Genomic DNA, 13,401 nt, shown 5'->3' with positions numbered 1-13,401 from the left:
CTTGGATATGATCCAAATATAACAAAACGCTACTGACAATAGCGTGTCAGTAGCGTTTTAAGATTTTTTCGGCCTCTTCCCGAATGCGATGTCGGAGAGACTCCGGTTCCAACACCTCGACATTCCCGCCCCAGCCCAAGATATAAGACAGCAGCTCCTCTGGCTGTCGGACAAGAAAGTTGACGAGAAGACCGTCCTTCCGCTCCTCAGTCGATTCCATATAATAATGACAAGTCTCAGCGATTTTGTCCGCAATTTCAGGATGAGCCAGAACAAGCACCCGTTCGTTACGGTCATCCGGCGGGCGGTAGTTGTTAAGATTAAATCCGTTTGGAATGAGAAAGCGATCCTCCAATACGGTTAGCCCCGTCATCCGCGACAACCGGAAATGCCGAATTTCTTGCCGCAAGTCACAACGTGCAATCAAAATCCAATTTCCCTGAACTAGCGCCAATCCGTATGGAGCGATCTCACGCGTACTCTTCCGATTGCCGTCCGCTTCCGGCATTTTTTTCAGATACGTCATACATAATTTGCGGCGCTCCATAATTGCCCGCCTCGCTTGTCCGAGATAGTCTTTTTCCCTCAAACCAGTTACCGGCTCGCCGGCCTGAAGAAGCCGCATCGTTTCCCGAACGCGCATCGACTCGTCGTGCACCGTTTTTGGCAGAATAGCTTCAATTTTGCGTCGAGCCGCCTTAGCTGCACTTGCGTAATCGCCATCCAACCTCTGTTCAATAAAGTCAGTACCCATAAGCACGGCTACTGCCTCTTCAGCAGAAAACCCGACTGGTGGAAGAAAATAACCTTCCATTAGAGAGTAACCCTGGCCGGGAGCCCCAAGGATCGGAACACCCATTTCACTTAGAGCTTGTATGTCGCGATATATTGTCCGAACGCTAGTCTCAAATATCGATGCCAAATCTTCTGCTCTTAATACTTTACTCCGTTGTAGTTCTAGCATTATGGCGAGCTGCCGATCGGTCTTGTTCATTACTGTTCCCCCGTGTCCGTCCTGTCACTCCATCTACTTATTCTACCACAGCAAATTACACGTTAGCATGGAATTGACAGCCAATACTTACTTATTCTTTATAGTTGAAAAATAGATGCATATCTCCATGTGATACTGTTGTCTTATTCCCTAACAAATCGGTCTGAAATACAGCGTTAATATCGCCTGTTTCTACCTTGCCCTTGATATTGATTCACTCAAATCACTTGTATATGGTACCATAATATTACAATCCTATTGGATTTTTTCGTTTTCTCATCTGCTAAAATAGCCTTCGCACGCTCAATTCTTCCTCGAATCTTTTGCCGGCCGCATCTATTGCTGGCACAAACTCCCCTATACAAATAAAAAAGCTTGATTTCTCAAGCTTTTTGAACAATGGGTCTGCCTGTTATATTTAAATTAATATTTGAAGCATAGCTGTAACTACACCCGTATGAGTGGCTAAGTGTTGGGACGTAGCATAGAGTAATTCTCTATAATTATTAGCTTTCAGAATATTATTTCTTACCGGGATATCCAGCTTCCCGTTTAATAATTGGTGAATCAGATTGCGTAGTTCTTCCAGCTGAGCAATCACTCGCTCCCATGATGGTGGTTCTTTAGTCCAATTTGCTGGTTTTGTACTATATGTGAACATCTCTTGATATAACTTTGGAAGATTAAGTGGTTGATCGATAGAACCAAATACATGGTACTCTGTAACAGTAAGAACATGTCCTAAGTGCCAATGAAGATTAGTTTCAAAACCATTAGGGATTACTTTACGTTGATTTTCAGGGCACTTGTTCATCAATTCAATAAAAGCGTCAAGTTGTTTGTCAAACAAGTGGAAAACGAAATCTTCTTTCATTGTTCCGAACCTTCTTTCGAAAAACCTTCTACTATAATACCTCGATAAGTGCCACCGTTCATTCGATGTTTAACAGCATCTTGGTAAGCAGGGCTGTAGTACCAAGACTTCGCTTCCTGTATGCCTGGAAATTCCAACACAGCTGCTCCCTCTACTTCCGGTCCTTCAATGACTTCATGCATACCGTACATGACAAGAGGTTTCAATGAATGACCTTGAAGGGCTGACGGTGCTTTAGATGCATAGACTTTTAATTCTTCTATATTAGTTGTCTTCTCTCTGATAAAAATAACGTAAGCTGGCATTGGAACATCAATTCCTTTCCATAATGGATATTAAAAGGCCCCATAGTAACTCAATTGAAAACATGCGTTTTCCTAAAGTAACTATACACGCACGAATTCCTACTGTATAATTTATAATTTTCATTATATTAATAAAAATAAGTAATGTACGAGAAACACAACGCCAGTTTGAGCTAAAGAGAAGAATTAATTAAACTTTTCTTGCATATAGCTAACGAATTTTTGAGCAGCCGGCGATAGGAATCTGTTTTTTTTGTAGTGTAAACCAACTTCCCAAACCCAACCTTTTTCCTCAATCTTGATCCATCTTAAGCCTTTCAGTTCCAATCCAGCTGTTTTTGGCAATACAGATACCCCAAGACCTGCCGATACGAAGCCTGCCACTGTTGGCAAATCTTCAGCATCGTAAGTGGAAACTAAAGTGAAATTCATATGATGAACACGGGCCAAGAGCGAATCCTTTAGCGTACAATTTTTCTTTAAACCTACAAACGGCTCACCGGTTATCTCCTTCAAGCTAATGGATTCCTTATTGGCAAGAGGGTGCTGGGATGAAACGATAAGATACAGCGGTAGCGAGAGAATCAATAACCATTCATACGTATCGTCTACAGGTCTTTCAGAAGTTATCATCAAATCCGAATCACCGCTCTCAATCCCATCAAGAATCAAACCTTTGTCTCCTTGCGTTAACTTAAAAGTTATTTTGGGATTGGCTTGCTGATATTCACGAATAAGATGTGGGATGAAATCAACTCCCAGAATATTTAAATACGAAAGATGTATGACGCCCGAATCAGGGTTGGAGTATTCTTCTATTTCCTGTTTTCCACGCTCCACTTCCTTCAATATGGTCTCCACGCGCTTCGCAAACATTGTTCCATATCGATTAATCTGCAGATTTCTGCCCTTACGTTCAAATAAAGGTACACCGAGCTCAACTTCCAGTTTTGATATCGAATGACTTAGAGCGGGTTGTGTAACTGATAATGATTCTGCCGCTTTTGTTAAATGCTCCATTCGGGCAACTTCCAGGAAATATTCTAATTGTGTAAGTTCCATAAATTCCTCCTAAGCCTATTCTCGATCTAATTTCAGTTATCATCATACATACCGTATTTCATTGAAGCAATAGTATGTAAAATCGTAGATTACATGAAAATAATTAATATAAAACATAGATATCATGCATTAGACTGATTGAATGTACATTGTTATGATAATTCAGGTGTTGCGGACAAGGTGTTCACATCATAAACAAATCTACTTGGAAAGGACGATCATTCATGCAGTTCTATCTATTTTATCGTTTGTTAACCCATTAGCGAAACAGGTGTGTTCACTGCTGCCAATTAGATGCTATGAACTAACACTTTATATAAAAGGGGTATAAACATGTCAAACTCATTGAAAATTTTACTTCTAGCGATAGTTACCTTCTTCGTTGGAACATCTGAATATGTTATTGCTGGCTTCCTGGATATCATTGCTAAAGATACAGGAATATCTATTGCTTCCGCGGGTCAGCTGATTTCTATCTTTTCACTTAGTTACGCAATCGGTACACCGATTCTAATAGCCTTAACAGCTAGAATGGATAGAAGAACGCTGCTTATTGCGTCACTTGTTACATTTGTCATCGGTAATGCTATGGTTATTTTCCTGCCAGGATACTTACCTTTGCTTTTATCAAGAGTAGTGCTTGCTCTCAGCGCGGGTATTTTCCTGACTGTAGCAATTACAATGGCCACGAAATTAGCAAAGCCTGAAAAGATCGGAAGTGCTATTTCTACAGTGGTAATGGGCTTTAGTACATCCTTTGTGATCGGTATTCCGCTTGGAAGACTGGTTGCCGCGAATATGAACTGGAAATTAAACTTTGCTGCATTGGGCATTCTTGGTTTTGTTGCTATTTTCATTTTGATGGCTGCTATTCCACGTACGGAGGGTGAAACACCTATACCGTTAATGAAACAACTCGCATTCCTTAAAAATCCAAAAATATTGATGGCACTCGTTGTGATTTTCTTCTGGATTTTAGGATACTCGATTGCTTTCACTTACATCACGCCATTTCTCCTTAACGTGGCCAATATGAGCACAAGCACGATTAGTGTGGCTTTATTCCTATTTGGTTTTGCAAGTATGATCGGAGCCAAAATGGGTGGATCTGCAACGGATAAATGGGGTGTAAGAAAAACATTGCTTTCCGGACTCATCATTCACGCCATTTCTCTTGCACTTCTTGCGCTAAGCGCCCACTCTATTGTCGCCGTACTCTTAGTCCTTGTTCTCTGGTCACTGTCACTTTGGTCTTCTGGTCCAACTCAACAGGTTAACCTTGTGAGTCAGGCTCCAGAAGCATCTAGTATTATGATCAGTTTGTATTCTTCCACTCAGCAGCTATCCATGGCAATTGGTGCAGGTCTTGGCGGTATTGTGCTTAAAAGCATGCCAATAAGCTCTGTTGTATGGTTTGGTGCACTTGGAGTAGCTATTGCTGGTATCCTTGCCATCCGCGCGATTCGCCCAGTAGCCAAAGTATCAAATTAATGTATGGAGTTGCCTAAATCAGGACAAATTTCAGGCAATCATATATATTTTCTTCAATAAACGTTAAATATATGATAATGATCTGAATTTGAAGTGTACTTATGACTTAATACATGGCCATTCATGAATATTTATAATCAATTTAATTATTATAATCAATTAGAATTATATTTATTGTAGGGATATGCTAATAGATGTGGTCAAAACAAATTAACTTATATAAAGGAGATATAATAAAATGAATTTTTCATCTTACGAACATGAATTTCAAGGTAAACGGGCATTAATAACGGGTGGAACAAAAGGGATGGGCTATGCGATTGTGAAGCGTCTGGCCGAAGCTGGAGCCACAGTGCTCACAACGGCTCGTACAATCCCGGAGGATTACGATATTCCTGGCGTTCACTTTATTCAAGCTGATATCACGAAGCCGGAAGGCACGGCGCTTCTGGTTGAGGCTGTGAAAGAAAAGTTAGGCGGTATCGACATTCTGATCAATACAGTCGGAGGTGCTTCGACGCCTCCTGGTGGTGCATTGGCCTTAACTGAAGAAGACTGGCTGGAAACTTTGAATATGAATCTACTTGGATCTGTTCGATTGGACAGAAATTTACTACCAATGATGGTGGAGCAAGGAAAAGGTGTTATCATCCATGTAAGTTCTATTCAAAGAAGGTTGCCACTGTATGAAACTACTTTAGCATACGCAGCATCAAAAGCAGCTTTGACCAATTACAGCAAAGGTTTGTCTAATGAGTTTTCGCCAAAGGGGATTCGGATCAACACGATTGCGCCAGGTTTCATTCAGACGGAAGCCGCAGATCGGATGATCGACCGCATCGCGACAGTTGCCGGTAGTCGCGAAGCCGCGCTAGAGGAACTTATGGACTCGCTTGGAGGCATTCCAATCGGTCGTCCGGGTCTACCTGAAGAAGTAGCGGAACTTGCAGCTTTCCTTGCATCCGATCGCTCAGCTTCCATTACAGGAAGCGAGTACGTTATTGACGGCGGTACGATTCCGACAGTTTAATTTTGATCTGTTCTTTTACAAAAAGGAGGAGTTCTATATGATTCAATTACCAGATTCCGTAAAAGCATATTTCACTGCTTCGAACGAGGAACAGTTAGATTCATTTCTCGCTGCATTTAACGATAATGCTTACGTGTTTGACGATAATCGGGAGTTTAGAGGGTTAGAAGCCATTCGAAATTGGAGTAAAACCGATATCTTTGGTGCTCATGTACGCTTCGACATAACGGATGCCACGGAACATGATGGCGCGTACGCCGTTATCGCGTCGCTTGACGGCGATTTTGATAAAACTAATCTCCCCAGTCCATTCTATTTAAAACATACATTTAAGCTGTCTGGCGGTAAAATTAATGAGTTACAAGTATCCTTGCCTTAAATATGGTCCGGCCCAAAACCCTATAGAATAAAGTAATCGGCCTGTGAAGTTATTGGTTCCTTTGTGGAACAATAGGTTACAGGCCGATAATCTTTCAGTTATTGGGGTCAAATGATACAAACGCTCTGAAGAGATCAATCCCGAGGACGAGATGGCATCTATCAAATCCTTTTACCATAATCGCGGCCATAAATTGGCCTGGTTGACCACCTCGCACAATCAGGACGAAGTCATTAACCAAGCGCTTGCAGCTAATCATTTTCACCAGGTTGGCGTCATTTCGGGTATGGGGCTTTCTCTGAAAGAATGGCGTTCGGAATTGCCGGAATTACCGGGGCTGAAAGTCCGAGCTGTACGGGAACCTCAAGGGATTGAAGATTTCCGAAAGGTCATACTAGCAGGGTATAACGTTCCAGAGTCAATGGCCGATATTTTTTGTAAAGTGTTTGTGGATGGCCCAAATCAAGATATCACCACGGTTCAACATTATGTTGGTTATATGGATGGCGTCCCCGTAACTACACTTACGACCTTTACTGAGGGCGATGTTGCAGGCTTTTATAGTATTGCGACATTAGAAGCCTATCGTTCGAGAGGAATAGCCCGAACTATGCTAGCTCATGTATTGGGCATTGTGCAGCAAAAAGGTGTGAATTTGGCTGTTATTCATGCAACCCCAATGGGACGGAGTGTTTATCCGAAAGTTGGATTTAAAGAAGAACTGAGCATACATATTTTCTCCAGCTAATGCGGATTCGTTTCATTAAAATTTTTGTCATTTATTTATAATAATCGACACGTTAAAGGGCTGCCACAAGGCAGCCCTTCATCATACCCATGAACGTCGATTAAGCAATTGTTAATCTAACCGCCATATATTGACGCCCAGGAAGTTCAACAAGGAACGCCCCTTCGAAAAAGCCTGGCACCTGGGTTATCGTCATATTCCATGTATCAATTACTTCTACACGATAGGAGACACCAGCCTCTTGTTTGAAATGGCGGTAACGCGGCTGATTGAAACCAAAGTAGTACAAGTAGTATTCATCCTTCACACCTGCGCAAGGCAAATCCCAGGAAGAAGGTAGTGGATTCAGTATGCCACCTGGACTTTGTTCAATGATTCGACGAAGGAAAGCGATTCTCTCAGGACTTGTTCCCTTAAGTTCGCCTCCCTTTGACCACCATAGAACTTCCTTCTCATTGTAATAGGTCTCTCCATGACCAACATAACCGCCACGAACAGCACCTTCCCAGAATCGACGGGTTAATTCTTCTCCCGTGATGTTTCCCCATCCGTGTTCGATGTCCCCTTCATAAGCACACTCGTCTACGATTATCGGCTTATTCCACTTTTCACGCCATGCATTTGTTTCTTCTGCCGTTTTATACATGTCAATACGTTGTATACTACAATGAGTTACCCAAGGTTTGCTGTAATCGTAGAATCGGAGACAATTATGATTGGAAATGAGATGGCCGACCGGATCGGTTGATGTCAAGATTTCAGCAAAGTACTCCCAGTCATCCTCTTTTTTAGCATTCATTAAATCAAATTCATTGGCTAATGACCACCATACATTCCGGTATGCAGCAAGACGTGCTGTAAGATATCGAAGATATCTTTCATCAACTTCCAGCGGCATCTGTGAGAACCCCCATCGATCATACGGATGGAATAGAATGAGATCTGCCTCTATACCGAGCTTGCCAAGATCAGCAATTCTCATCTCGAGATGTTGGAAAAATGCCGGATTAAACCGGCTATAGTCCCATCCATCCTCCAGTGAACCCTCGAAAGGATAATACATGGGCTCGTCTGTATTAAACTGATAAGATTTTGGGAATACGCACATTCTCAGCTTATTGAACGGGGAGGCTTTCAACGTCGACAGCGTTTGTTCTTCAAGATTAGCCGGCTGATGCGTCCAAGCGTAGCACGTTGTGCCTACCGGCAGATGTCGGAGGCCGTCTGCATATGCAAAGTGAAATGTATCACTTACTCGAACCGGACCATGATTATCTGGAGATGATTCTACACAGACAAAGCTGCCAACCTGTCCGTCTAGCGCAACTACATTACTGGATGTACGATAACTCCAATCTCCCAAGGTTGTCGGCATGAATCGAATACGAAATATACCTTCGCCATCATAAAATCCCATCACATTCACTGAATGGTCACCTGAGTAGAACTCGGCGGATAGAGATACTTCATTAAAAGGATTTCCATCATATGAAGCAAAAAACACAAGCTCAAAGATGTCCCATTGTTCAACTTGTTCGTTGGTTGGCCTGTTTTGAGCGAAAGTCATAGGTCTGCCTCTCCTCTAAATCGTACTCTCCACCTTATCAAATCGAAAAAAATCAAAATCAGCATGCCCGCCAACAGACTTGGTCGCATAATTAAACAACCCGATTCGGTAGCCCATAAAATGATCAAGCGTATACTTCATCTTCAAAGGGCCGCCGATTTGCTTCCATGCTTCACAGTCAGCTGAATAGTAAAAAGTTGCAAGATCTGTACTATTTTCAAAATCGAAATGAATTTTCAAGTAAATCAAATTGTCCTCGTAGGGAAGCCGCTCGACCGTTTCTTCACTACCATCGCCTCGATTGACACACATCGCAACATATCGCTCACCGTTCGCAGCGATTTGAATACCGACTGTTCCAAAATGATTTTGAAGTGCAACCATTCCAGCATGATCACCCGGCTTCATATGGGAAACATCCATTGCCGTAATGCCAATGCATACAGGACCTTCCGTCCGCTGCGTTAATGTATTACGTGCAACTAGAACACTACTAGCAATATTTCCTGTCTTTAATTGCAACCAGCCAGGGCGCGTGGTTACAGACCACAGGCAATTATCCGGATTATGATTCCATTGCCAATTAAGCATTAATTTATTTTCGTTATAGTCGAATTCATCGCTACTAACCAATTGGGTAGGTGCCGTGCTCGGCAATTGCGCACGGAATGAAGCTTGCGCTTTACCTTCCATCCCAATGACCGGCCAGTCCTCCACCCAAGTAACTGGAAGCACTATGGGAATTCTCCCCACAGCATCATGATCTTGAAAGAATAAGGCATACCACTCATCCTGCGGTGTATCAACAATGCCTCCTTGAGCAATCCCATGATTGCGGTACCCCATGTCATCATCAAGAATCACTTTATATTCATAAACACCGAGCAACTCCCTGGAACGGTAACAAAGTTGCCTACGGCGTCGATTTCCGGTATTGGGCCATTCAATAAAAAACAAATAATAATAACCATTAAGCTTATACGCATGGCATCCCTCGCATCGCAGCATGATGCCGTCACGTTCCGTCTCGAAAAGCCGCTGATCGATACCTCCGGATTTTATCGCCGTCACGTCAGATGTTAGTTCTGTAATGCGAATACTACCGTTGCCATGAATGACATAAACGCGGTCGTCGTCAAACAGCAGACTTGGGTCATGATGGATGCCTGCAAGGACAGATCGCTCCCATTTCCCGTTCTCGATATCTGCTGTCCGGTATATGTAGAACCGGTTCATATCATTACTTGAGAAACACACATAGAACGTGCCATTATGATGACGCAAGCTTGCCGCCCATGACCCTCTACCGTAAACGCCTTTCCCATCCAGCAAGTTATAGGCGTCGTTATCCTCTAAGGTGTCATAAACGTAGTTCACGATTCGCCAATCCATTAGATTCTCTGACTTCATAATCGGGCATCCAGGCATTGAATGCATGCTTGTGCTTACCATATAGTAGGACGTTCCTACTCTAATAACGCAAGGATCCGGAACATCCGCCCAGATAATGGGGTTCGTTATCGTCACATTCTCCATCGCTAACTCTCCTAATGCTTAATAAATGCTAATCCCACTACTCTTATTTCCTTACAACCTCACGATACTCCGCTGGAGTCATACTCGTTGATTTTTTGAAAAATCGAGTAAAAGAGTGTGGAGTTTCATAACCTACCTGAACGCCCACTTCAGCAATTTTAAGTTCATCTTTCTTGAGCAAATTTTTGGCTTTCTCCACTCTAACATCATCAATATATTCAGATAGATTGACGCCACTTTCCTGCTTAAAAAGCCGAGATAAATAGGACGGATTGAAGTGTATCACACTAGCCAAACGTACAAGAGATAAGTCTTCGCCCAGATGTTCCTCAATATACAACCGTATCTTTTCTATCACCGCTGCTGCTCTATTGCGTTCTACACTTAATCGAAGATCGAACAAAGACTCTGCGGTCTGTTTCAAAAACTCATAGCTATCCTGCAAGGATGAATGCCTGTCTCTTTGCATAAGCCCGGTTGTTCCAACCTTATCATGCAGCTCCCAACGGTTAATATAGGATAATAGGCAGAGAGCAATCGTGTAATACAATTCCAGGGCAAAAGGTCCGCCATTTCCTCGTTCATCGTATGCTGTTTTCATTAGTTCGTTGAACAGATGGAGATATCCCTCTCTATTTCCGCCTTCTAGATGAATTGCCAAGGACTCCGCCTTTTCTCTCAGCGTTCTTGAGTTGGCCGCAGTTCCAATGGTTTCCAAGGTGACTGTTTGCACCATCTGGGCGCCGTCTCCCGCTCGCCAGTACTGTTCACTTCTCATTCGATCGTATATCTCAGAAAGCTGCTTCCATTCGCAGGTATCGGCGCAAAGCGTTATCGCAAAAGAAATTCCCAATGATTCATGACAAGCTTGCTGCATAAGCTCAAATTGTCCCTCTAGAAATTTTACTGTGCGGGAATAGGCTTCGTCAGATTCACTAACTTGTGTAGGTTTGGGTTGAATAAGCCAGACGAGGTCACCGTATTGATCAATGATTCCAAGACTATCTGTACGTTCTGCCAAAAATGTCTGTGCTAAAAATTTGACAGCAAGTGCCGCATTCTGGCTTTCCGCAAAGGTATGGTGTGTGTTCGTTCGTTGCAAGTCAGCTAACGCCACAAGGATAGGCCTAGTTGGATCAAGAGTTATGCCAACATTACGGAAATCAACGACGAATTCCTCCGTTGTTCGTGTCCCATGAAGCAAATAACGGAAATAATTCCCTTGAGCGAGAGTCTCGAGTGTAGTTAGCTTCTCTCTTGATTGCTTGACTAGATCATGGAACTTTAGACTATTTTCCAATTCATGTATCGCATCCGTTACGGCCTTGATAATCTTATCGTATTCTTCACTCTTAAGGAGATAGCTCACTCCCGGTGATTGAATCGCTTGGTAGACATAATCAAAGTCATTATATCCAGTCAAAAAAATGATTTTACAATGCGGCCAACTCCTGCGTATGTTTCTCATTAGCTCGAGCCCATCCATCCCAGGCATACGAATATCGGACATCACGATGTCCACTCTCGTCGTATTCATCCAATCCAGCGCTTCTTCACCGGAATAGGCTTTATACAAATCAAGATTGAGATTCAGTTGGCTAAAGATGTCAAACAGCCCGTCTGTTATGATCTCCTCATCGTCAACGATCAGCATTCTAATCATGAGCATCACCACCTTGATAAGGAATAGAAATGATACCTTTCAATCCCCCGAGCTCGCTTCGGCTTATTCGTAGACCGTATGTTTCACCGAATGTCATTTTGACACGGCGGTGAATATTCACCAAGCCCGTCGTCTCCGCATGTTCGTCACCGTTATCCAGCATATCCGAGATACGTTCCAGTGTCTCATCCGTCAAACTATCCCCATTGTCCTCCACAATGATACGTATCTCTGTCTCATCCCACTCGAAGCGAATGATAATGTTTCCACTGCGTTTCATTTGTTCCAAACTGTGTTCAAAGGCATTTTCAATAATCGGCTGAACAATTAATCGTGGTACTAACACCTGTTCAATTTCCCGTGGAAGAGCGTCGAATTGTACCCGGATACGCCGAGAAAAGCGTAATTCCTGAATCTCCGTGTACATTCTGGCATGGTGAATTTCCTGTTTCAGCAGCACTTCGTCAGAAGCATTTCTGGTAACGAATTGAAAATACTCACCAAGCTGTGTGACAAACTGTCCGATTCGTTCAACGTCTCCGATCCTGGCCATCGTTCTCAGGATAAAGAAACTGTTGTATAGAAAATGCGGATTGATCTGGGATTGAAGCTGCTTCAGCTCCGCCCGTTGTGTCATAATTTTCTGCTTATACACCTGATCGATCAAAGAGCCAAGATTGGTGACCATTTGGTTGAATCGGCCATATAAGTAACCGAGCTCATCCTTGGACTCGTGCTGGATGTTCACATCCAGATCTCCATTTTCCATACGCCGGAAGCTCTTAACTAGCGTTAACAACGGTTTGTGAATAAATTTGTAGGTGGAGAATGCATAAATGGCAATGATGACAATAGCAACGAAAATAAATAACCAGGCCCACAGATAAAACTTGTCTAGCGGCTTCTTAATAATTTGCTCTGGGATAAACCGGTAAATCGACATGTTTAAATAATCAGAGCTTGCAATCGCGGTATAATATCGGCTGCCCGAAATGGTAAAGGTTCCCGTGCTGTGAACTGGATTTTGTTTGATTTGTGCAATGGTGGCCGGTATATCTTGCCATAAATGCTCCAAAGATCCGCTCGTGAGAATAACACTGGTATTCTCCTTGGTCATCAAGGTTCCACTTCCAGGATAGGTGTTAAACTGGCCTAACGCCTCCTGCAGTCTCTCTTGATCCAGTTCAATTTCAATAATGAATAACGGTTGATTCCCCTTGGTGACTCCCTGCTTCGCGGCACTTAGAAACAATCGGCCATTCCACTCAATGATCTGGTTATTCCTACTGCTTAAAGCTGAGCGCAGGCCATTGTACCGTTCGGTATCAAATTCACTTGGGCCATTGGCGGATGAAATCGTTTTGAGTATCGGATAAATGTGAGCACTGACATTTTTAATATAAGGAGAGCTGTTTTGAATGGCATAAAGCCGTTTTCGCAACGAATTAATTTTTTCAGTTCGCTTAAACACATCCATCGTGTCCCAAGTCAGCGTCAGTTCGTTGAGATCTTCATCCTCGATAACGCCAAACTGCAGCAGCTTCATCCGTTCTATCTCTTTCTCAAGATCGTTGATATAGAAGGTTAGTTGGGACACCGCCGTTTTGGAGATGTCTTCGCTTGCCGTCTGGACGATCCAGTTATACAGATAGACGCCAAATAATAAAATGGGCAGCATGATAAGCAAAAAAGTACTGAGCAGCCGAAGGAAAATCGTGTTCCGTAAAGTGAATGGTTGACGGTTGATCAAGG

General features: G+C 42.9%; 12 protein-coding genes. 4 read left to right on the top strand and 8 right to left on the bottom strand.

The genetic code is table 11. The features are described from left to right. Positions 1-46 precede the first annotated feature (46 nt). The 4 genes from PCH02S_RS10675 to PCH02S_RS10660 form a co-directional block, all read right to left on the bottom strand. Positions 47-994 (bottom strand): helix-turn-helix transcriptional regulator, encoded by a 948-nt coding sequence (locus PCH02S_RS10675; RefSeq protein WP_127452742.1) that lies wholly within the window; start codon positions 992-994, stop codon positions 47-49. Positions 995-1,412: 418 nt separating this feature from the next. Continuing rightward, a complete protein-coding gene (locus PCH02S_RS10670) occupies positions 1,413-1,868 on the bottom strand; it encodes a DinB family protein (RefSeq protein ID WP_127452740.1) in 456 nt (151 codons plus the stop codon). After that, positions 1,865-2,173: a DUF1330 domain-containing protein gene (locus PCH02S_RS10665; RefSeq protein ID WP_127452738.1), complete on the bottom strand. Its 309-nt coding sequence runs from the start codon at positions 2,171-2,173 to the stop codon at positions 1,865-1,867. The genes PCH02S_RS10670 and PCH02S_RS10665 overlap by 4 nt, the downstream gene beginning before the upstream one ends. Positions 2,174-2,359: 186 nt before the next feature. Continuing rightward, entirely contained in the window at positions 2,360-3,235 is an 876-nt protein-coding gene (locus PCH02S_RS10660) for a LysR family transcriptional regulator (RefSeq protein WP_127452736.1), read from the bottom strand. Positions 3,236-3,568: 333 nt separating this feature from the next. On the opposite strand from PCH02S_RS10660, the gene PCH02S_RS10655 reads away from it, so the two are divergent. From PCH02S_RS10655 to PCH02S_RS10640, 4 genes are all read left to right on the top strand, one after another. Next, entirely contained in the window at positions 3,569-4,726 is a 1,158-nt protein-coding gene (locus PCH02S_RS10655; protein WP_127452734.1) for an MFS transporter, read from the top strand. 238 nt (positions 4,727-4,964) lie between these two features. Then, positions 4,965-5,756, top strand: a complete 792-nt coding sequence (locus PCH02S_RS10650; RefSeq protein ID WP_127452732.1) for an SDR family oxidoreductase — start codon at positions 4,965-4,967, stop codon at positions 5,754-5,756. Positions 5,757-5,793: 37 nt separating this feature from the next. Next, positions 5,794-6,135, top strand: coding sequence for a nuclear transport factor 2 family protein (locus PCH02S_RS10645; protein WP_127452730.1), 342 nt, complete (start codon positions 5,794-5,796; stop codon positions 6,133-6,135). A 151-nt stretch (positions 6,136-6,286) separates the two neighbouring features. Then, entirely contained in the window at positions 6,287-6,883 is a 597-nt protein-coding gene (locus tag PCH02S_RS10640) for a GNAT family N-acetyltransferase (protein WP_127452728.1), read from the top strand. Positions 6,884-6,983: 100 nt separating this feature from the next. On the opposite strand, the gene PCH02S_RS10635 is transcribed toward PCH02S_RS10640, so the two are convergent. From PCH02S_RS10635 to PCH02S_RS10620, 4 genes are read right to left on the bottom strand one after another with little or no spacing between them, the layout of a single operon-like run. Beyond that, the gene (locus tag PCH02S_RS10635; RefSeq protein WP_127452726.1) at positions 6,984-8,450 is read right to left on the bottom strand and encodes a DUF5605 domain-containing protein; all 1,467 of its coding nucleotides are present in this window, start codon (positions 8,448-8,450) and stop codon (positions 6,984-6,986) included. A 15-nt stretch (positions 8,451-8,465) separates the two neighbouring features. Next, positions 8,466-9,986 carry a glycoside hydrolase family 43 protein gene (locus PCH02S_RS10630; protein ID WP_127452724.1) on the bottom strand — a complete coding sequence of 507 codons (1,521 nt, stop codon included), beginning with the start codon at positions 9,984-9,986 and terminating at the stop codon, positions 8,466-8,468. Between the two features lie 43 nt (positions 9,987-10,029). Then, on the bottom strand, positions 10,030-11,649 hold the full coding sequence (locus PCH02S_RS10625; RefSeq protein WP_127452722.1) for a response regulator transcription factor: 1,620 nt from the start codon (positions 11,647-11,649) through the stop codon (positions 10,030-10,032). After that, positions 11,642-13,399 carry a sensor histidine kinase gene (locus PCH02S_RS10620; RefSeq protein WP_246069020.1) on the bottom strand — a complete coding sequence of 586 codons (1,758 nt, stop codon included), beginning with the start codon at positions 13,397-13,399 and terminating at the stop codon, positions 11,642-11,644. The genes PCH02S_RS10625 and PCH02S_RS10620 overlap by 8 nt, the downstream gene beginning before the upstream one ends. Positions 13,400-13,401 lie beyond the last annotated feature (2 nt).

The sequence above is a fragment of the Paenibacillus chondroitinus NBRC 15376 genome (assembly GCF_004000765.1).
In the GTDB taxonomy this organism is placed as follows: Bacteria; Bacillota; Bacilli; order Paenibacillales; family NBRC-103111; genus Paenibacillus_E; species Paenibacillus_E chondroitinus.
Note: the sequence above shows the minus strand (reverse complement) of the source record. Positions and strands in the feature narration are given on the sequence as shown.

What these genes read in the sequence shown, in the direction of transcription:
- PCH02S_RS10645 (WP_127452730.1), top strand. Translation starts at nt 5,794, where the DNA reads ATGATTCAATTACCAGATTCCGTAAAAGCATATTTCACTGCTTCGAAC.
- PCH02S_RS10675 (WP_127452742.1), bottom strand. Translation starts at nt 994, where the DNA reads ATGAACAAGACCGATCGGCAGCTCGCCATAATGCTAGAACTACAACGG.
- PCH02S_RS10635 (WP_127452726.1), bottom strand. Translation starts at nt 8,450, where the DNA reads ATGACTTTCGCTCAAAACAGGCCAACCAACGAACAAGTTGAACAATGG.
- PCH02S_RS10660 (WP_127452736.1), bottom strand. Translation starts at nt 3,235, where the DNA reads ATGGAACTTACACAATTAGAATATTTCCTGGAAGTTGCCCGAATGGAG.
- PCH02S_RS10625 (WP_127452722.1), bottom strand. Translation starts at nt 11,649, where the DNA reads ATGATTAGAATGCTGATCGTTGACGATGAGGAGATCATAACAGACGGG.
- PCH02S_RS10630 (WP_127452724.1), bottom strand. Translation starts at nt 9,986, where the DNA reads ATGGAGAATGTGACGATAACGAACCCCATTATCTGGGCGGATGTTCCG.
- PCH02S_RS10665 (WP_127452738.1), bottom strand. Translation starts at nt 2,173, where the DNA reads ATGCCAGCTTACGTTATTTTTATCAGAGAGAAGACAACTAATATAGAA.
- PCH02S_RS10655 (WP_127452734.1), top strand. Translation starts at nt 3,569, where the DNA reads ATGTCAAACTCATTGAAAATTTTACTTCTAGCGATAGTTACCTTCTTC.
- PCH02S_RS10670 (WP_127452740.1), bottom strand. Translation starts at nt 1,868, where the DNA reads ATGAAAGAAGATTTCGTTTTCCACTTGTTTGACAAACAACTTGACGCT.
- PCH02S_RS10640 (WP_127452728.1), top strand. Translation starts at nt 6,287, where the DNA reads ATGGCATCTATCAAATCCTTTTACCATAATCGCGGCCATAAATTGGCC.
- PCH02S_RS10650 (WP_127452732.1), top strand. Translation starts at nt 4,965, where the DNA reads ATGAATTTTTCATCTTACGAACATGAATTTCAAGGTAAACGGGCATTA.